The 19,746-nt window shown below is 67.9% G+C and carries 17 protein-coding genes; 5 read left to right on the top strand and 12 right to left on the bottom strand.

Annotated features, from left to right (window positions below; genetic code table 11):
* Positions 1–94 precede the first annotated feature (94 nt).
* The 5 genes from IEV56_RS10010 to IEV56_RS09990 form a co-directional block, all read right to left on the bottom strand.
* Positions 95–802, bottom strand: coding sequence for an SIMPL domain-containing protein (locus tag IEV56_RS10010; RefSeq protein WP_188450225.1), 708 nt, complete (start codon positions 800–802; stop codon positions 95–97).
* A 72-nt stretch (positions 803–874) separates the two neighbouring features.
* Complete coding sequence (locus tag IEV56_RS10005) at positions 875–1,207, bottom strand: magnetosome magnetite crystal formation protein family (protein WP_188450224.1); 333 nt, start codon at positions 1,205–1,207, stop codon at positions 875–877.
* 91 nt (positions 1,208–1,298) lie between these two features.
* Positions 1,299–2,159: an alpha/beta hydrolase family protein gene (locus IEV56_RS10000; RefSeq protein WP_188450223.1), complete on the bottom strand. Its 861-nt coding sequence runs from the start codon at positions 2,157–2,159 to the stop codon at positions 1,299–1,301.
* A 2-nt stretch (positions 2,160–2,161) separates the two neighbouring features.
* On the bottom strand, positions 2,162–5,251 hold the full coding sequence (locus IEV56_RS09995; protein ID WP_425488577.1) for an efflux RND transporter permease subunit: 3,090 nt from the start codon (positions 5,249–5,251) through the stop codon (positions 2,162–2,164).
* Positions 5,252–5,304: 53 nt separating this feature from the next.
* Entirely contained in the window at positions 5,305–6,405 is a 1,101-nt protein-coding gene (locus IEV56_RS09990) for an efflux RND transporter periplasmic adaptor subunit (RefSeq protein ID WP_188450221.1), read from the bottom strand.
* A 91-nt stretch (positions 6,406–6,496) separates the two neighbouring features.
* Here IEV56_RS09990 and IEV56_RS09985 point away from each other — a divergent pair, with 91 nt between their 5' ends.
* The 3 genes from IEV56_RS09985 to IEV56_RS09975 all read left to right on the top strand — a co-directional run bounded on the left by IEV56_RS09985 (position 6,497) and on the right by IEV56_RS09975 (position 9,260).
* A complete protein-coding gene (locus IEV56_RS09985) occupies positions 6,497–7,144 on the top strand; it encodes a TetR/AcrR family transcriptional regulator (protein ID WP_188450220.1) in 648 nt (215 codons plus the stop codon).
* A gap of 95 nt (positions 7,145–7,239) precedes the next feature.
* Positions 7,240–7,893 (top strand): protein-L-isoaspartate O-methyltransferase family protein, encoded by a 654-nt coding sequence (locus tag IEV56_RS09980; protein ID WP_188450219.1) that lies wholly within the window; start codon positions 7,240–7,242, stop codon positions 7,891–7,893.
* Positions 7,894–7,907: 14 nt separating this feature from the next.
* Positions 7,908–9,260: a TolC family outer membrane protein gene (locus tag IEV56_RS09975; RefSeq protein WP_229730247.1), complete on the top strand. Its 1,353-nt coding sequence runs from the start codon at positions 7,908–7,910 to the stop codon at positions 9,258–9,260.
* Between the two features lie 12 nt (positions 9,261–9,272).
* Here the strand turns inward: IEV56_RS09975 and IEV56_RS09970 are convergent, their stop codons facing one another.
* The gene (locus IEV56_RS09970; RefSeq protein ID WP_188450218.1) at positions 9,273–10,547 is read right to left on the bottom strand and encodes a 3-deoxy-D-manno-octulosonic acid transferase; all 1,275 of its coding nucleotides are present in this window, start codon (positions 10,545–10,547) and stop codon (positions 9,273–9,275) included.
* Between the two features lie 31 nt (positions 10,548–10,578).
* On the opposite strand from IEV56_RS09970, the gene IEV56_RS09965 reads away from it, so the two are divergent.
* Complete coding sequence (locus tag IEV56_RS09965; protein WP_188450217.1) at positions 10,579–11,481, top strand: LpxL/LpxP family acyltransferase; 903 nt, start codon at positions 10,579–10,581, stop codon at positions 11,479–11,481.
* Position 11,482: 1 nt separating this feature from the next.
* Here IEV56_RS09965 and IEV56_RS09960 read toward each other — a convergent pair whose 3' ends face one another.
* From IEV56_RS09960 to IEV56_RS09935, 6 genes are all read right to left on the bottom strand, one after another.
* Positions 11,483–11,671: a zinc-finger domain-containing protein gene (locus IEV56_RS09960; protein WP_188450216.1), complete on the bottom strand. Its 189-nt coding sequence runs from the start codon at positions 11,669–11,671 to the stop codon at positions 11,483–11,485.
* Positions 11,672–11,781: 110 nt separating this feature from the next.
* Entirely contained in the window at positions 11,782–12,354 is a 573-nt protein-coding gene (locus IEV56_RS09955; RefSeq protein ID WP_188450215.1) for a YceI family protein, read from the bottom strand.
* Positions 12,355–12,385: 31 nt separating this feature from the next.
* On the bottom strand, positions 12,386–12,976 hold the full coding sequence (locus IEV56_RS09950) for a malonic semialdehyde reductase (protein ID WP_188450214.1): 591 nt from the start codon (positions 12,974–12,976) through the stop codon (positions 12,386–12,388).
* A 120-nt stretch (positions 12,977–13,096) separates the two neighbouring features.
* A complete protein-coding gene (gene glnE / locus IEV56_RS09945; RefSeq protein WP_188450213.1) occupies positions 13,097–15,772 on the bottom strand; it encodes a bifunctional [glutamate--ammonia ligase]-adenylyl-L-tyrosine phosphorylase/[glutamate--ammonia-ligase] adenylyltransferase in 2,676 nt (891 codons plus the stop codon).
* A 37-nt stretch (positions 15,773–15,809) separates the two neighbouring features.
* The gene (locus IEV56_RS09940; RefSeq protein ID WP_188450212.1) at positions 15,810–17,033 is read right to left on the bottom strand and encodes a magnesium transporter; all 1,224 of its coding nucleotides are present in this window, start codon (positions 17,031–17,033) and stop codon (positions 15,810–15,812) included.
* 26 nt (positions 17,034–17,059) lie between these two features.
* The gene (locus tag IEV56_RS09935) at positions 17,060–18,076 is read right to left on the bottom strand and encodes a TraB/GumN family protein (protein WP_188450211.1); all 1,017 of its coding nucleotides are present in this window, start codon (positions 18,074–18,076) and stop codon (positions 17,060–17,062) included.
* 155 nt (positions 18,077–18,231) lie between these two features.
* Here IEV56_RS09935 and scpC point away from each other — a divergent pair, with 155 nt between their 5' ends.
* Positions 18,232–19,746 carry a succinyl-CoA:acetate CoA-transferase ScpC gene (gene scpC / locus IEV56_RS09930; protein WP_188450210.1) on the top strand — a complete coding sequence of 505 codons (1,515 nt, stop codon included), beginning with the start codon at positions 18,232–18,234 and terminating at the stop codon, positions 19,744–19,746.

The following is a 19,746-nucleotide window of genomic DNA, read 5'->3' as shown; positions in this document are numbered from 1 at the left end:
CGCGGCGACGGGCGCGGGCTTTTCTCATGACGGCGTACTCTCAGGTGAATTGACGGCCATTGTCCCACAAACCGCGGGTCCGCGCCTGAACCACTCAATCCGACAGGTAATACTCCACCGTGGACACCACCCGCACGGTCTTGATGTGCGGCGTGTTGGCATCGCGCGGCTCCAGGCTGAACTGGCCCTGGTTGGCGGATTTGATCTTGCCCAAGCGGCTGTCGGAGTCGGCCGCGAACTTCTGCGCCACCTGGCGCGCGTTGCGGGTGGCTTCCTCGATCATCTTCGGCTTGAGCTCGTTCAGGCCGGAGAACAGGTATTCGGTGGGCTGGTAGCCGCCACCGACGCCGACGCCCTGCTTGCCGAGCTCGGCGATCTGCGTGCTCATCTGGCGCACCAGGGCGATGTTGCGGGTGTATACGGTATAGGTCTGGGTCGCATAGAAGCGCGAACCGACGCGGTTCTCGTCGCCGTATTGGCCCTTGTCGTTGACGTTCGGCGCCGACAAGCTGATTTCCTCCGGCTTGAAGCCCTTGTCGAGCAGGAACTGGCGCACCTTGGCGCCGTCGTTTTCCAGCCGGGTGTACACCGCCGACAGCTCGTTGCCGCTGGCGGCGAAGGTCACCGGCCACAGCGCGGTATCGGCCGGCACCTCGCGCTGGGACAGGCCTTTGACGCTGACCGTGCGCTCGTACTCCTTGAAGCGGATAAGGCTCTGGCCCAGGGTGAGGCCGAGCGCGACGAGGCCGACGGCGATGCTGCCGCCGAGGATCATTGCGCTTTTCGGGGACGATTCGGACATGGCGGACTCCGGCGGGATGGTGCGGCCATTACAGCACGGCGATGGCCGCTCCGCCAGTTTCCGGCGGCAATCCTACTTCAGCAGACGCGGTATCAGCGGCGCCCTGTACAGGAGCCCGATGCGGGCTGCCAGTGCGCCCCGGCCGGCGATCAGCGCATGCGCGGCCAGAAGCGCCGACCAAAGCCAGGGCGCGACGGACGTGGCCGCGAACGGGGCGGCGGCCAACGCGATGGCGGACAGCACCAGCTGGCCGTTCAGGGACGCCTTGCTTGCGTCACGCACGAAGGCATCGCCGGAGCGGAAGCCGAAAACGATCGGCGCGACCAAAGGCAGCAGGATGGAAAACCACCACATCAGCGAGGCCGTGACGGTGTCTTTCGGGGTGTGCAGGCGTGCTTTCGCCATAACGGCAATTCGGAGCGTTGAAAATGACTGCATAGGATGCGTCACGCGGCATCGATCGCGCCACAGACGGCGCGTAATACCATGTCACGGATCAGCCGAAAGCGTCGAGACAGGCCAGGGCGTGCGGCCACAGGGTTTCGCGGTGCCGACTGTGGAAAAAGCCGAGATGGCCGATGGCGCCGGTGCCGAAATCGGCCGGGCGCAGCGTTTCCATCATCCGGCTACGCGCGTTCGGATAGTGTTCCAGCAAAGCGCGCACCGCCGCCGGCGTGCCCCACGGGTCGTCGGCGATCTGCAGCAGGTGCATATGGCCGCGGAACGCGCGCGCATTGCCGCGGGCATCGAACTGGCGGGCGCCGAACACGAATTCCGGATCTTTGGCCCATTCGGAGAATTCGCGGCCGAGCTTGGCCGGCAGGTCGTGCTTCAGGCCGGCCCAGCCCGGCCAGCGGTCGAACAGCGCGGTACTCGCGGGCACCAGTACATGCCAGGCCAGCCAATGGCCGTAGCGGTGCGGACGCGCCATCAGCGGCCAATACGCCGACAACGCGGCGACGCCGAGGATGCCATCGATGTCGGCGCTGGCCGGCGTCACGCCCGGCATCCAGCCGCCGACGCTGTGGCCGACGATGTACAGCGGCTGATCGGGAAACAGTCCGTGCAGATGCGCGATCACCGCCGGATAATCCTGCATGGCCCAATCGGAGAAACCGACATCGGCGTAGTCCCGTATCGGCCTCAGCCGCGATTGCGCCACGCCGCGGAAATCGAAACCGATGATATCGAAACCCTGCTCGGCCAGATACCGGCAGAACGGCGCGTAATAGGTCTGCGGCGCGGCGGTGGCCGGCGCCACCACCACGCTGCGGGCGCGCCGGCGTTCAGGCGCGGCGCGGAACAGATGCGCGATGAGCGCGTCGCCGCCGGGCAATGCCAGCCGCAGCGGCTCCATGTTCAAGCCATCGCCTTGGCCGGACTGTCCGGGCGGATCTTGAACCAGGCCGCATAAAGCGCCGGCAGGAAGAACACGGTCAGCAAGGTGGCCACGATCAGGCCGCCCATGATGGCGGTCGCCATCGGCCCGAAGAAGGCGCTGCGCGACAGCGGGATCATCGCCAGCACCGCCGCCAGCGCGGTCAGCACGATCGGCCGGAAGCGGCGCACGGTGGCGTCCAGGATGGCGTCGTATGGCGCGCTGCCATGCGCGATGTCGTGGTCGATCTGGTCGACCAGGATCACCGAGTTGCGCATGATCATGCCGGACAGCGCGATGGTGCCGAGCATGGCCACGAAGCCGAACGGCACGCGGAACACCAGCAGGAACGCGGTCACGCCGATCAGGCCGAGCGGCGCGGTGAGCAGCACCATGAATGCACGGCGGAAGCTCTTGAGCTGCAGCATCAGCAGGGTCATCACCACCAGCAGGAACAGCGGCATGCCGGCGGCGACCGATTTCGAGCCGCGTGCGGAATCCTCCACCGTACCGCCGGTTTCCAGCAGATAGCCGGGCGGCAACGCGGCCCGGATCGGCTCCAGGGTCGGCAGGATCTGGGCGGTCACCGTCGGCGGCGTGGTCTCGTCGTAGATGTCGGCGCGCACGGTGATGGTCGGCAGCCGGTTGCGGTGCCAGATGATGCCGTCCTCCAGCGTGTACTCGAGCGTGGCGATCTGCGAGAGCGGTACGCTGGCGCCGGAGTCGACCGGCACCGACAGGCTGTCGAGGCGGTCGAGGGCGACGCGCTCTTCGGCCGGGCCGCGCAGCAGGATCTCGATCAGCTCGTTGCCCTCGCGGTAGGTGCTGACCGTGGTGCCGGACAGCGATCCGCGCAAAAACGCCGTCAGATGCGCCGAGGTGACGCCGAGCGCGCGGGCGCGGTCCTGATCGACGTTCAAGCGCACGATCTTGCTGGGCTCGTCCCAATCCAGATTGACGTTGGCGATGTGCGGGTTGGCGCGCACCCGGTCGGCGATCTCGCGGGCCAGACGCTTGACCTCGTCGATGTGCTCGCCGGATACCCGGAACTGCACCGGATAGCCCACCGGCGGTCCGTTCTCCAGACGCGCCACGCGCGACTGCACGTCCGGGAACTTATGCTCCATCAGCCCGATCAGCCAGCGGCGGACCGCCTCGCGCGATTCGATGTCCTTGGTCAGGATGACGAACTGGGCGAAGTTGGCCTGCGGCAGCTTCTGGTCGAGCGGCAGGTAGAAGCGCGGCGAGCCGGCGCCGACGTGGCCGACGTAATTGACCAGGTCGGCGCGCTTGGCCAGTTCGGCCTCCAACCGTTCGGCCACGCGTTGGGTGTCCTTCAGCGAGGCGCCCTCGGCCAGCTCGAGGTCGACCATCAATTCCAGACGCGTGGAGGCCGGAAAGAACTGCTGCGGCACGAAACGGAACAGCAGCACCGAGACCACGAACGCGCCGGCGGTCGCCAGCAGCACCGTGCGCCGGTGTTGCAGGCACCAATCGACCCACTGCCGGAGCTGGCGGTAGAACGGCGTGGCATAGGGATCGGCCGGTGGCGGGCCATCGGCCAACCAGTCCTGCATGCGCGCCGGCAGGCGCGCGGCCAACCGCTGCTTCAAGCGCGCCATGCGCGGCCCATGGCCGGCGGCATGCGATTCGGGAAGCAGCCGGTAACCCAGGAACGGAATGAAGATCACCGCCGCGATCCAGCTCAGCAGCAGCGCGATGGTCACCACCTGGAAGATGGAGCGCGTGTATTCGCCGGTGTTGGAGTTGGCGGTGGCGATCGGCAAAAAGCCGGCCGCGGTGATCAGAGTACCGGTCAGCATCGGGAACGCGGTACTGGTGTAGGCGAAGGACGCGGCCGACAGCCGGTCGAAGCCCTGCTCCATCTTGATCGCCATCATCTCGACCGCGATGATGGCGTCGTCGACCAGCAGGCCGAGCGCCAGGATCAGCGCGCCGAGCGAGATCTTATGCAGGCCGATGCCGAAGAAATACATGGCGGCGAAGGTCATCGCCAGCACCAGCGGAATGGACAGCGCCACCACCAGGCCCGGGCGCTTGCCAAGCGAGAAGAAGCTGACCAACAGCACGATGATGACGGCCTCGGCCAGCACGCGCACGAACTCGCGCACCGAGAACTTCACCGCCGCCGGCTGGTCGGACACCTTCTCCAACCGGATGCCGGCCGGCAGGGTGCCCTGCAGGCGCTGGAATTCGGTCTCCAGGCGCTGGCCGAGCGCGATGATATCGCCGCCCTTGCGCATCGAGACCGCGATGCCGATGCCGTCCTTGCCCATGAAACGCATGCGCGGCGCGGCCGGGTCGGCGAATCCGCGCTGGATCTCGGCGATGTCGCCCAGACGGAAGCTACGGCCGCCGGCGCGCACCGGGAAATCGCGGATGTCCTCGACCGAACCGAACGCGCCGCTGACGCGCAGCTGCACGCGGTCGGTCTCGGTCTCGAAGAAGCTGCTGGAGTTCACCGAGTTCTGCGCCTCGATGGCCTGCTGTACCTGGTTCAGCGACAGCCCGAGCGTGGCCAGCTTGGTGTTCGACAGCTCGATCCAGATCTTCTCGTCCTGCAGACCGACCAGCTCGACCTTGGCCACGTCCGGCACCCGGTGCAGTTCGAGCTCGATGCGCTCGGCGTAATCCTTGAGCGTGGCGTAATCGAAACCGTCGCCGCTGAGCGCGTAGATGTTGCCGTAGGTGTCGCCGAACTCGTCGTTGAAGAACGGACCCTGCACGCCCTGCGGCAGCGTGGCGCGGATGTCGCCGACTTTCTTGCGGATCTGGTACCAGAGCTCGGGCACCTTGTCGGAGGTCAGCGAATCGCGCGCCATGAACATGATCATCGATTCGCCGGCCTTGGAATACGAACGCACGTATTCGTACTGGCCGGTCTCCAGCAGCTTCTTCTCGATGCGGTCGGTGACCTGCTTGCTGACTTCCTCGGCGGTGGCGCCGGGCCAGAAGGTGCGCACCACCATCACCTTGAAGGTGAACGGCGGATCTTCGGATTGGCCGAGCTTCTGGTAGCTGAAGATGCCGACCAGCGCCAGCACCAGCATGGCGTAGCGGACCAGCGTCCGGTTGCGGATAGCCCAAGCGGACAGATTGACGCTCACCGCGCGGCTCCCATGCGTACCGGCCGGTTGTCGGCGTCGACCGCGCGCACCGCTTCGCCCTCGCGCAGCAGATGCACGCCGGCCTGCACGACCCATTCGTTCTGGCCGAGGCCGCTACCGATGTCGGCCGTGCGCGCGCCGTAGCGCAGCACCTGCACGCCGCGCTTGCGCAGACGGCCGTCCGTCGACAGCACCCAGACCGCGGGCTTGCCGGCGTTTTCGGTCAGCGCCGACAGCGGTACGGTCAGCGCCGCGCCCTCGGCATCGGCCATCAGCACGCGCGCGCTTTGGCCCAGATGCACGTCGGCGGCGGAATCGTCGAGCGCGACGCGCACGGCGTAGGTGCGGGTCAGCGGATCGGCGGCGCCGGCGATTTCACGCACCGTGCCCGGGTAACGGACGCCCGGCCGGGTCCAGAGCTCGATGCTGGCTGGACGGCCGACACGCAAGGCCGGCAGATGGCGCTCGGCGACATGGATGGCGATCTCGCGGGCGCCGTCACGGGCGAAGGTGAACACCGGCTGGCCGGCGGACACCACCTGTCCGGCTTCGGCCAATTGCTGGCTGACGACGCCGGCGCCCGGCGCCCGGATGCTCGCATACCCGGCCTGGTTGGCGTTCAACCCGGCCTGCGCCGCGGCCTGCCGGTAACGCGACTGGGCGGCGTCGGCCTGCGCCTTCTTGCTGTCGTACAAGGATTTCGACACCAGCTGCTGGGCCGCCAGGTCGCGGTAACGCGTCAGTTCGGCGGCGGCCAGATCACGGTCGGCCTTCAAGGCCTGCAGGGCGGCATCAGCGCCTTGGCGCTGCAGCTCCAGGTCGGCGGCGTCCAGGCGGGCGAGTAGCTGTCCGGCGCGGACGCGGGCGCCGGCATCCACCAGGCGCTCGGCGATCTTGCCGGACACGCGGAACGACAGATTGACCTCTTCGCGGGCGCGCACTTCGCCGGCGAACACCTGCGCGCCGGCGCCATCGGCCTGCGGCTGGGTCACCAGTACCAAGCGCCGGGCGTCCGGCTCGGGCTTGGGCGAACACGCCACCAGGGCCGATAACAGCAGAAAGCCGAGGACGGAACGCAGCGGGCGGACGGGACGCATGGGATGGCCTGTAATTAATGAACTGGCCGGTATGGTATCATCATAGTGTACCCATCGGTACACTAAATTCGACCGCTACCGGAATACCCGCATGACGCCCCGCCAAAAGCCCGCATTGGGCCGACCGAAAGACCCGGAAAAACGCCAGGCCATCCTGCAGGCCGCCGCCGAGCTGTTCCCGTCCAAGGGCTTCGCCGGGGTCAGCATGATGGAAATCGCCGAGCGCGCGAAGGTCTCGAAACTCACGCTGTACAGCCACTTCACCGACAAAGAGGACCTGTTCACCCAGGCGGTGATCGACTGCTGCGAACAGCAGCTGCCGGCCAGCAGCTTCCAGCCGGCGCCGGGCCTGGACATCGAGCAGGCGCTGGGCGCCATCGGCATCGGCTTCCTGGAGCTGGCGCTGGACGAAAAAGCCATCAGCCTGCACCGCATGATCGTGCGCCAGAGCGGCATGGACACCGGCAACGCCGAGCTGTATTTCAAGGTCGGTCCGGCGCGCATGTTGGCCGAAATGCGCCATTTCCTCGAACATGCCGGCCGTAGCGGCGCGCTTGACATCCCGAAGCCGGACCTGGCCGCGGAGCATTTCTTCTGCCTGCTCAAGGGCCTGATCTACATGCGCGTGCTGATGGGCCTGTGTCCGCCGCCGGACCGGGCGGCGCGCGAGGCCCACGTGCGCGAGGTGGTCGCCCTGTTCATCGCCGCCTATCGGCCGGGCAGCGGGCGCGCGCAATGACTTCCGGCACGTGGCGCGGCCGGCGCCGGACCGCATAATCACTTACCGCATACAGGCAAACGGCTTACAATAAGCGTTCTGCCGAGGACCCCGCCATGACCCTGAACATCGAAACCGCCCGCCACGCCATGATCGAACAGCAGATCCGTCCCTGGGACGTGACCGACATGCGGGTGCTGGGCGCGCTGGCCGCGGTGCCGCGTGAGCGCTTCGTGCCCGAGCTGCACAAGGCCTTGGCCTTCGCCGACACCGCCCTGCCGATCGGCCACGGCGAGCGCATGCTCAAGCCGGTGCTGGAAGGCCGCCTGCTGCAGGCCCTGGAATTGCAGCCGAACGACGAGGTGCTGGTGATCGGCACCGGCTCGGGCTTCCTGACCGCCTGCGTCGCCACCCTGGCGCGCGCGGTCACCAGCATCGACCGCCATGCCGATTTCCTGGACGCGGCGAAAGCCAAGCTGGCCGCGCTCGACCTCAACAACGTGCGCTTCGAGCAGGCCGACGCCATGGCTTTCCGGCCCAACCAGCAGTTCGACGCGATCCTGGTCACCGGCGCGGTGGCCGAAGCGCCGGACGCGTTCGGCCATTGGCTACGCGACGGCGGCCGACTGGTGCTGGTCCGCGGCCTGTCGCCGGTGCAGGAAACGGTGCGCATCACCCGCGAGCGCGACGCTTTCCGCACCGACAGCATCTTCGAAACCGACATACCCTACCTGGCGGGCGCTGAACCCGTCGAAAAGTTCGCCCTCTGATGAAGGAATTCCGCATGCGTATGAAAGCGACCCCGTTGGCGTTGGCCACCGCCCTGGCCCTGTCCTGCCCGTCGGCCTTCGCCGCCGACCTGATGCAGTCGTACACGCAGGCGCGCCAGAGCGACCCGACCCTGTCGATCAGCGAGTCGCAGAACAGCATCGCCAAGGAAAACGTGGTGCAGTCGCGCGCCAACCTGCTGCCGCAACTGAGCGGCACCGTCAGCGTCAACCGCAACGAGAACGGCGGCACGCTGAACAACGGCGACACCTTCGACAGCAGCAGCAGCTCGCGCAACACCAACCTCAGCCTCAGCCAGAACCTGTTCGACTGGAGCGTGTACACCCGGCTGTCCGGCAGCAAGGCCCGCGCGCTGCAGTCCGACGCCGAGCTGGACTCGGCCAACGACGCGCTGATCACCCGCGTCGCCGAAGCCTACTTCAACGTGTTGACCGCGATCGACGCGCTGGCCGCCTCGCGCGCCGAGGAGCGCGCCGTCAAGCGCCAGCTGGACCAGGCCGAGAAGCGCCTGGAAGTCGGCCTGGCGCCGATCACCGACGTGCATGAGGCCCGCGCGCGCTACGATTCCTCGCGCGCCAACACCATCCTGGCCGGCAACGCGCTGAACGACGCGCGCGAAGCGCTGGCGGAAATCACCGGCCAGCCAGCAGAGGGCCTGAAAGGCCTGCCGGACAATTTCCAGCCGAAGGGTGAAGCCCTGCGCGGCACCGAAGAATGGGTGCAGGAAGCCCTGCGCACCAACCCGACGGTGAAGGCGCGCGAACTGGCCTTGGCCGCCGCCGAGGACGACATCGCCTCGGCCCGCGCCGCCCATCTGCCGACGCTGGGCGCCACCATCAGCAAAGGCGACAGCACCCTGATCAGCGGCGCCGCCGGTCCGTTCTCGACCACCGATTCGAATTCGACCACCTACGGCGTGCAGCTGCGCGTGCCGATCTTCAGCGGTTTCGCCACCCAATCGCGGGTCAAGCAGGCCGTGGCCTCGCGCGACATCGCGGCCGAGCAGCTGGAGCAGACCAAGCGCGCCGTGACCCGTCAGGTGCGCAATGCCGAACGTACCTTGGTCGCCGGTCTGGCCGAAGTCGAAGCCCGGCGTCTGGCCGTGGTCTCGGCCAAGTCGGCGCTGGAAGCCGGCGAAGTCGGTCTGGAAGTGGGTACCCGCACCATCGTCGACGTGCTGTTGGCGCAGCAGCAGCTGTTCACCGCCACTCGCGAGTACTCGCGTGCGCGCCACAATTATCTGGTCAACACCCTGAAGCTGAAGCAGGCCGCCGGCTCGCTGGAACTCGGCGACATGGAATCGATCAACGCGCTGCTGAGTTTCGACGCCGAAAGCAAGATCCAGTAACCGGCTCCGGTTTCAACCGCCTCCGACAAGGCGCTGGGCAACCAGCGCCTTTGTTTTTTCCAGCGCGCCGCGGCTGGCGGCGACGCAGTCCGCGTTCGCGCGGCCCATGGCCGCACGCCGTGTCGGATCGCGCAGTAGCGCGGCGATCTGGACCGCCAGGGCCTCGGCGTCCGGCACCTGCAACAGGCCACCGACGGCCTGCAGCGCGGCCACGCTGTCGCTGAAATGCGCGGTATGCGGCCCGACCAGCACCGGCAGACCGAAGCCGGCCGGCTCCAATACGTTATGGCCGCCGATGGCCTGCAGGCTGCCGCCGACGAACACCAGGTCGCTGCCGGGCATGAAACCGGCCAATTCGCCGTGGGTATCGATCAGGAACACGCGCGTATCGGCGTCCGGCAACGCGTCCCGCGAACGTCGTCGCAGGGCCAGTCCGGCGTTCTGCACCGTCTGCGCCACCGGTTCGAAACGTTCGACGTGGCGTGGCGCCCATAGCAGCAGAGCCTCAGGGAACTCGCGCAACAGGCGACGATGCGCCGCCAGCACCACCGGCTCCTCGTCGGGATGGGTGCTGGCCGCCATCCACACCGGCGTCTGCGGCCAATCGGCGCGCGCCGCCACGGCCGGCGGCGCCGGCCGATCCCATTTCAGGTTGCCGGTGACCGACAGCGCGGCATCCAAGGCGCCAGCGGCACGGAAGCGTTCGGCATCGGCCGCGCTTTGGCAGGCGATGGCCTCCGGCAACGCCAGGGCATGGCGGAAGATGGCGAGCCGCCGGTAGCGCCGCAACGAGCGCTCGGTGATGCGCGCGTTCAGCATCAGCAACGGAATGCCGGCGCGGCGCACCTGCAGGAACAGCGTCGGCCAGATTTCGGTTTCCAGCACCAGCGCGACGCGCGGCCGCACGCGACGCAGGAACGCGCGCACGCAGAATCCGGCATCGAACGGCAGATAGGCGACCGTGCAATCGGCCAAGGCCAACGCCTCGGCCGCCTGTCTGCCGGCCGGTGTCTGGCAGGTGACCCAGATCGGCACGCCGGCATGCTCCGCGCGCAACGCGGCCAACAACGGCGCAGCCGCCTGCACCTCACCGAGCGAAGCGGCGTGCAGCCAGATCGGCCGCGCGGCCGAGCGACGGTGGCGGCCCAGGCGCTCGTCGAAGAAATTCCGGTACGCCGGCTGCCGCAGCGAACGCCACAGCAGATGCAGCGTCAACAGCGGCAGAGCCGGCAACAGCAGCGCGCCGTACAACAGGCGCGGAACGATGGGATAAGATAAGGAAGCCATTGGCCACAGCATACCGCACCGGACACCGCCCTTGCCGCCCGAATCCGCCCGCCCCGCCCTGCTACGGCATCTGCCGTCCTGGCTGCTGATTGCCGCCGGCCGCGCCGTGGCGCAACTGCCCTGGGCCTGCTACCGGCCGCTGTCGCGCCTGCTCTCGCCGTTGATGCGGCTGCTGATGCGCGAACGCGGCCACATCGCGCGCGTCAACATCCGGCTGTGCTTTCCCGAGCTGGACGCGCGCGCGCAACGCGCGCTGTGGCGCGCCAGTTTCGACTCGCTGGCGTTCTCGCTGTTCGAATTCGCGCGCGGCTGGTGGGGCGAGCTGCGTCCGACCGACCGCGACACGCCGATCGTCGGCCTGGATCATCTGCAGGCCGCGCAGGCGCGCGGCAAGGGCGTGCTGCTGGTGTCGGCGCATCTGATGACGCTGGAGTACTGCGTCAAGATTCTCGGCCGGCACGCGCCGGTGGCGGGCACCTACCGGCCGTTCGAGGACGCCGCGCTGGAGTGGAGCGTGCGCGCCGGCCGCAGCCGCTACACGCATGCCATGTTCCCGCGCGAGGAACTGCGGGCGGTGCTGCGGCATCTGAAAGCCGGCGGCATCCTGTGGTTCGCGCCCGACCAGGAAACCCGGCGTGGCGACAGCGTGTTCGTGCCGTTCTTCGGCCGGCCGGCCTGGAGCCTGACCTCGACGCATCAATTGGCCAAGCTCAGCGGCGCCGCGGTGCTGCCGTTCTTCCACCGGCGCCGCGCGGACGGCGGTTACGAACTGGAGATCGGCGAGGCGCTGACGGATTTCCCGGGGCAAGACGCCACGGCCGACACGGCGCGCCTCATGGCGCTGTTCGAGGGCTTCATCCGGCGTTGTCCGGAACAGTATCTGTGGCTGCACGCGCGCTTCAAGCGCCAGCCGGACGGGCGCAGCCCGTACTGAGTCAATCCGCCAGACGGTAGCGCGCGCCGCAATACGGGCAGGTGGCCTGGCCGTTGGCCTCGATCGGAATGGACACTTTCGGATGCTGGTTCCACAGCGCCATGTCCGGAGTCGGGCAGGTCAGCGGCAGCTGCGCGCGACGCACTTCGATCACGGTGTCTTTCGGCGTATTGGCGGCATTGGCGGTCATGGCGGGCTCCGATGGTTCGAGCCGCCATTTTACCGCGCACGGGCCGGAAAATCAGCAAAACAAAACCCGCCGGAGCGGGTTTTGCGGTTTCACCGGGCGTTGCGCGGCGCTTACGGCTTGGGCTGGAACGCCTCGAGCGTGATGCGCAGGGTCACTTCGTCGCTGACCGCCGGCACGTAGGCACCCAGGCCGAAGTCGGAACGCTTGATCACCGTGGTGGCGTCGAAGCCGGCGGCCGGCACCTTGCGCATCGGGTGCTCGCCGATACCGTTGACCTTGACCGCGAAGGTGACCGGCTTGGTCACGCCGTGGATGGTCAGGTCGCCCATCAGATGCAGGTCCTTCGGACCGGCCACGTGCACCATCTTGCTCTTGAAGGTCGCGGTCGGGTACTTGGCGGCGTCGAAGAAGTCGGCGCCCAGCAGATGCTGGTCGAGCTTGTCGACGCCGGTGGTGATCGAGGACACCGGGATCTCGATCGCGATGCTGGATTTGCCCAGATTGGCGGTGTCGAGCTCGAACTGGCCGGTGACCTGGTCGAAGCGGCCGGTGATGTTGGAGAAGCCGAAGTGGTTGTAGCCGAACTGCACCTGGGTGTGGGTCGGGTCGATTTCGTATTTGGCGGCGAATGCCGGCGACGCGAAGGCGGCGGCGGCCAGGGCGATCAGGACGAGACGTTTCATGATGATGGATTCCTCGGAATGGCGGGATGGATTACAGGATACGGCAGGCTTCGTCGAAGTCCAGCCGCGGATTGCGCGGGAACAGCTTCTCGGCGTCGCCGTAGCCCAGGTTGATCAGGAAGTTCGACTTCCAGGTGGTGCCCTGGAAGAAGGCCTCGTCGACCATGGCGTTGTTGAAGCCGGACATCGGACCGCAGTCCAGGCCCATGGCGCGCGCGGCCAGGATGAAATAGCCGCCCTGCAGGTTGCCGTTGCGCACGGCGGCGGTTTCGATCAGCGGCTGGTTGCCGGCGAACCAGCTGCGCGCGTCGGTGTGCGGAAACAGCTTGGGCAGTTGCTCGTAGAACGCGAAATCGGTGGCGACGATGACGTTGACCGGCGCCTGCAGGGTCTTGGCGCGGTTGCCTTCGTCCAGGGCCGGGGCCAGCTTGGCCTTGGCTTCCGGCGATTTGACGAACACGAAGCGGGCCGGCGTGGTGTTGGCCGCGGTCGGGCCCCACTTCACCTGCTCGTAGATGGCGTGCAGCAGTTCATCGGACACCGGCTTGTCGAGCCAGACGTTGTGGGTGCGGGCGGCGCCGAACAGCTGGTCGAGCGCGGCGGCGTTCAGGGCGTGGGACATGACGTTCTCCTGTGGAATCGGGTGCGCGGGACGGTCCGCGATGGAAGACATGGTAGCGGAGGCCGGCATCGGGAGTAAGCGGAACAATAGAAAATATCGTTCCACGAGCGGGATGATGCATCAATCGAAGTCAAGGCCCCGTGATGCCAGGATCCGCGCGGTGCGTGCGCACAACGCCGACAGCGCGGCATCGGCCGCCACCACCCGCGCGCGCTCGGCCAGATGGCAGCAGAGGCCGACATGCTGCAGGCGCTCGACCGCTTCGGCCAAGGCGCCGGCGTCCTCCGCAGGCAACAGGCCGGCCTGCGCCAGTGCCTGCAGGATGTCGAGGCTGTCACGCGCATCGGCCAGCACCGGATACGCGGATGCATGCGCCAGCACCGCATACTGCAGGAAGAACTCGATATCGGTCTGCGCGCCGCGGCCGTGCTTGAGGTCGATGCGGTCCTCGCCGCTGCGGTCGAGCTCGGCGCGCATGCGCCGGCGCATGGCGATGATTTCGGCGCGCAGACCATCGGCCGGACGCGACCGGCACAATAGCTCGTGCCGCAAGGTCTCGAAGCCGGCGCACAGTCCGGCATCGCCGGCCACGGCGCGCGCCCGCACCAGGGCCTGCAGCTCCCAGATCCAGGCGCGCTCGCGCTGGTACTGCGCGAAACTGTCGAGCGTACTCACCAGCAGGCCCTTGGCGCCGTCCGGACGCAGGCGGATGTCGACCTCGTACAGGCTGCCGGCCGGCGTGTTCAGGCCGAGCAGCGCGATCAGTTTCTGCGCCTGACGCATGAAGAAGCGGCCGGCGTCGAGCGGACGCGCGCCGTCGCTGGCGGCGGCGTCGCCACCGCGGTTCAGGAACACCAGATCGAGATCGGAGTTGAACGCCAGACCGCCGGCACCGAGGCTGCCGTACCCGATCGCCGCGAATGCGGCACCGGGGATGATGCCGTGCTGGCGCCGCAGTTCCTCGGCCGCCACCCGGTTGCAGGCGTCCAGCACGCATTCGGCCAGACGGGTCAGCAGGCGGCTGGCGGCGACCGCGCCGAGATCGAGGAACAGGAAATGGTAGGCGATGCGGAACCCGGTGCTGAGCTTGAACTCGTTCAAGGCCAGCATCGCCGCCTCGGCGTCGCCGGCATGCGCCGCCAGCACCGCCGCGACCTGGCCCGGCAAGGCGTCGGCGTCGAGCCGGCGGCCGATGACGCGCGCGTCCAGCAGTTCGTCGAGCAGCATCGGGTGTTCGATCATGCGCCGCGCCATCCACGGGCTGCGCTCGAACACCTGCACCATGCGCTGCAGGGAGCTGGGCTGCTCGTCGAGCAGGGCGATGTAGCTGCTGCGCTTCAGCGTGGCCTGCAGGAAGGCCACGGCATGGCCGAGGCAGGCGTCGGGATCGGCGGCGGCGGCGCAGGCGCGCACGAACGCGCCGGTAACGCGCTGCAGTCGCTGCCGGGAGCGGTCGGCCATGGCCTCGGCGCCGGCATCGAGCAGGGCCTGCAGGCGCTCGGCATGCTGCGTGGCGTCCGCGTAGCCGAGTGCCGCCAGATCGGCGGCCGACGACGACGGGAGGTCGCCGCCGTCATCCGCGCCGTCGGAATCGCCGAGCAGACCGGCGAACAGGCGCTCGACCGCGTCGCGGTGCACCTCGAGCTCGGCCGACAGCGCCGGGACCACGGCATAGCCCAAACCGGCGGCGATGCGCGCGCGCGCATCCGGATCCTCCGGCAAGGCATGCACCTGGGCGTCGCGCAGCATCTGCACCCGGTTTTCCAACCGGCGCAGGAACAGATAGGCCGCGCGTAGACGGCTGGCGTCGTCGGCCGGCAGCAACCGCGCCTCGACCAACGCCGCCAGGCTTTCCAACAGACCCTTGCGTTGCAGTGCCGGATTGCGGCCGCCATAGATGATCTGCAGCGCCTGCACGTAAAATTCGATTTCGCGGATGCCGCCGCGGCCGAGCTTGAGGTCGTCGGCGATTTCGCGCCGGCGGACCTCGGCCGCGATCTTGGCCTTCATCTCGCGCAGGCCGTCGATGGCGGTGAAGTCGAGATAGCGCCGGAACACGAACGGCCGCAGCAACGCCAGCAGGCGCTCGCCTGCGGCCACATCGCCGGCGACCGGGCGCGCCTTCAGCCAGGCGTAGCGCTCCCAATCGCGGCCGGCGCTCTGGAAATACTGCTCCATGCCGTTGAACGACAACAGCAGGCGGCCGCTGGCGCCGAACGGCCGTAGGCGCAGGTCGACGCGGTGGCAGAAGCCGTCGGCGGTGACCTCGTCCAGCAGATTGGCCAGGCGTTGGCCCAGGCGCGTGAAGTAGGTCTCGGCAGGCAACGGCCGCTCGCCGTCGCTGTGGCCGTGGTCGGTGAAGGCGTACACCAGATCGACGTCGGAGGAGAAGTTCAGCTCGCCGCCGCCGAGCTTGCCTAAGCCGAGCACCACCATATGCTGTTCGCCGCCGTCCTCGCTACGCACGGTGCCGTGCACGCGGCGCATGGCGTTGAGCAGCGCGTTAAAACCGGTGCCGAGCGCCTGCTCGGCGATCCAGCTGCTGCCGGCCAGGGTCTGCTCGACCGTATCCAGGCCGGCGATGTCGCGCCAGATCAACTTCAACGACTGCGCGCGCCGCCAGCGGCGCAACAGCGCCGGCCATTCCGGCTCGCGGTCTTCGGGTAGCTGCAGGGGCGTCAACGGCTGGTCGAGCGCGGCCAGCAATTCCGGTTGCTGCGCCAGGACCTCGATGGCGAAATCGGACACCTGCGCCAAGCGCGCCACGACGGCATGGCGCGGATCGTCGGCGGGCAATTCGGCAAGCGCGCCGGCCAAAGGACCGGGACAGACCTTATAGGACAAACGCCACCGCCAGCGACAGGAACAGGCCGAGGCTGATCATGTCCGACAGGGCCGAGACCATCAGGCTGGCCGCCATCGCCGGATTGAAGCCGAGCTTGCGCAGCAGCAGTGGCATGGCGGCGCCGAGAAAACCGGCGAGCATGCAGCTGAGCGCCATGGCGGCGGCAGTGACGACCGCGAGACCCGAGGCATCGCCTTGTTCGGGATGGCGCGAGGCCACGATGAACATGCCGGTGCCGGCCAGCACGCCGGTCAGCAGACCGTTGAGCAGGCCGAGCCAGGTTTCCTTCAGCACCTGCCGGCGCACGTGCCGGGCGGTGTTGGACAGGCTCAATCCACGCAGCGTGCAGGCCGTGGATTGCGAGCCGATGTTGCGGCACAGGCCGGCCAGTACCGGCAGGAACAGCGCCAGCACCGTGGCCTGCGCGAGGCTGACCTGGAACTTGGCGACGATGGCGCCGACCACGAACAGCATGAACAGATGGATCTGCAGCCAGGGCTGGCGGAACTGGAACTTGCGCAGCCAGGACGAGGCCCACTGCTCGTCCTGGTCGACGCCGACCAGATAGCCGGGTTGGCCGGACAGCTCGAACGCCAGCTGCTCGTGCAGGCGGTGCGTGTGCACCTGGCCGAGCAGGATGCCGGCGGCGTCGCAGACCGGATAGGTCAGCGCCGGCTGCACCGTCAGCGACGCGATGGCTTCGCTCAGAGGCCACTCCGGGCGCAGGCTGCAGGGGTCGCGTTGCATGATCTGGTCGAGGGTCTGGCCGCGCTCGGCGAACAGCAGTTCGCGGAACGCCACGGTGCCGAGCAGGCGGTTGTCGGAATCGACCACATAGACCTGGTTCAGTTCGCGCTGCGGCATCAGCTCGCGCAGCAGATCGACCGCCATCTGCACCGAGGTGCCTTTGCGGAACGCCGCCACCGGCTCTTCCAGCTGGTGGCCGACGGTGCCGGGCGCGTAGGCCTCGGCGCGTAGCCAGGCCGAACCGGTCGGACAGGCGGTCATCACCGATTCGCGCACGTCTTCGGGCAGCGCCAGCAGGATCGCCATCGCGCGCGCCGGCGGCAAATCCAGCAGCTGCTGCGCGGCCAGGTTCGGATGCTCGAGATCGAGCAGACCGGCGGCGCTGTGGGCATCCAGGGCGAGCAGACGGGTACTGAGGTGGCGGTCGTTGCGCGGCACTGCGGAATCCATCAGGCGGTTTGCCATAGGGTAGCGCAGATGCCGATGGCTGCCTATGGCAGGGCGTCGGGCTCGGTGATGACGTAACCGCGGGCGCGCAGCTGCTGCAACAGGCCGCCGGGGCGCATCAATTCGTCGATGTTGGCCACCGCCACGCTGTTGCGGTGCTCTGCCAAGGCGCCGCCCACGGCCTGCAGCCAAGCCTCTTGGGCGCGCCGCTGGGCATCACCCAAGCCGGCGCTCTGGCCGATGCCGGAGCCGACCAGGGCGTCGATGCAGGCGCCGGAAGTGTCGGTCAGCGGGATGGCGCGCAGGCCGGCCATGTCGCCTTCGGCCCAGGCCCGGCCGCGCGCGGCCATGAAGCGCACATCGCGTTCGATGCTGTCCAAGGTCTTCTCGAAACAGGCCACGTCGCTCAGCGCGCGCTGGTTGAATTCCTTGATGAAGCGCTTCGGATCATTGATGCGGATCCGGACTTCCGGACGGCGGATCGGCACGCCGGCGTCCTCGGCCAATTCCTTGGCTTCCGGCCAGACGATGCCTTCGTTGCGCAGACCGGCCTTGCGGATGGCTTTTTCGTACAGTTCCTGCGCCGCGAAGATCGGACGCCACTGTTCGATGTCGCGGTCGTTGCCGATGTAACGCGCCTTCAGCGTCAGCCAGCGCGCGTAGGTCTCCGGCGGCAGCACCTGCTGCAGGGTCTTGCCGTCGGGGTTGCGGCGCGCCTTCAACAGCGACGGCACCAGGCCGAGCTTGCCGAAGAAGCCGATGTCGGCGTCGAGCTTGACCGAGGTGCCGCCGATCAACAGCTGCGCATCGGCCAGCTTGCGTTCGAGCTTGATGGTTTCCCATTCCATGCCACGCGGCACCGGACGGATCGAGGCCAGGATCCACACGGTGTTGCCGCCGCGGGTGACTTTCCAGAAACCCGGACCGGGCAAGATGCCCTTGACTTCGACCGCATTGGCGGACGGCACGGCAGCAACGGGTGCGGGCGGCGGCGCATCCTGCGCGGAAAGCGTCGGCGCCAGCAAAGCGGAAACGGCAAACAGCAGGGGAACGGAGCGCATCGGGAAGGTCCGGTTTCGATAACGGCATTGTATGACAGCCGCAGGCACGGCAGGTTGCGGAAAAGTGACGATTGTTTGGCGTTTCCGCACATCCGGCGTTGAATGCGGGCGATGTGCGCCGGATAATGGGGCTTTCGCTCTGAGTACGAACCGCCATGTCCGAAGACCGCATCCTCCATCCCGGCCTGCGCGCCCGCCTGATGTCGGCCGAACAGGCCGCCGCCCTGATCCAGCCGGGCGAGACCGTGGCGATGAGCGGCTTCACCGGCTCGGGCTATCCGAAAGCGGTGCCGCAGGCGTTGGCCGCGCATATCGATCGGGCGCACGCGCGCGGCGAGGATTTCCGCATCAACCTGCTGACCGGCGCATCGACCGCGCCCGAACTGGACGGCGCCCTGGCGCAGGTGGACGGGCTGGCCATGCGCATGCCGTTCCAAAGCGATCCGAACGCCCGCAAGCGCATCAACGCCGGCAAGCTGGATTACCTCGACATCCATCTCTCGCATGTGGCCCAGCACGTGTGGTTCGGCTTCTACAACGCCATCGACACCGCGGTGGTGGAGGTTTCGGCGATCCTCGAGGACGGCTCGCTGGTGCCGACCACCTCGGTCGGCAACAACAAGACCTGGCTGGATCTGGCCAAGAAAGTCGTCATCGAAGTCAACCGCTGGCAGCTGCCCGAGATGCTCGGCATGCACGACATCTACTACGGCACCGCGCTACCGCCGGAGCGCAAGCCGATTCCGATGGTGCGCGGCGACGAGCGCATCGGCCAGACCACGCTGCGCTGCGATCCGGCCAAGGTGGCGGCGGTGGTGCTGACCGACGCGCCCGACCGCAACAGCCCGTTCAATCCGATCGACGACGACAGCCGCCGCATCGCCGGACACCTGATCGAGTTCCTCAAACACGAGGTGGCGCGCGGCCGGCTGCCGGCCAACCTGCTGCCGCTGCAGTCGGGCGTCGGCAACATCCCGAACGCGGTGCTGGCCGGCCTGGCCGACAGCGGCTTCCGCGGTCTGGAAGCCTACACCGAGGTGATCCAGGACGGCATGCTCGACCTGCTCCAGTCCGGCGTGCTGCGTTACGCCTCGTGCACCGGTTTCGCGCTCAGCCCGGACGCCAACGAGGAATTCCGCCGGAACCTGGATTTCTACCGCTCGCGCATCATCCTGCGCACGCAGGAGATCTCCAACCACCCGGAGATGGTGCGGCGGCTCGGTTGCATCGGCATGAACGGCATGATCGAGGCCGACCTGTACGGCAACATCAACTCCACGCACGTGATGGGCAGCAGCATCATGAACGGCATCGGCGGCTCCGGCGACTTCGCGCGCAACGGTTTCCTGTCGGCGTTCCTCAGCAATTCCACCGCCAAGGGCGGCAGCATCTCCTCGATCGTGCCGATGGTAAGCCACGTCGACCACACCGAACACGACGTGGCGGTGATCGTCACCGAACAGGGCCTGGCCGACCTGCGCGGACTGTCGCCCAAGCAGCGCGCGCGCCAGGTCATCGCGCACTGCGCGCACCCGGACTACCGCGATGCGCTGCAGGACTACTTCGAGCGCGCCTGCCGCGACAGCTACGGCAAGCACACGCCGCACCTGCTGCCGGAGGCGCTGTCTTGGCACCAGCGCTGGCTCGACACCGGCACCATGAAGGCCTGA

The organism is Arenimonas maotaiensis (assembly GCF_014638745.1).
GTDB lineage: Bacteria > Pseudomonadota > Gammaproteobacteria > Xanthomonadales > Xanthomonadaceae > Arenimonas > Arenimonas maotaiensis.
The sequence above is the reverse complement of the archived record's forward strand: the minus strand, read 5'-3'. Positions and strand labels throughout refer to the sequence as shown.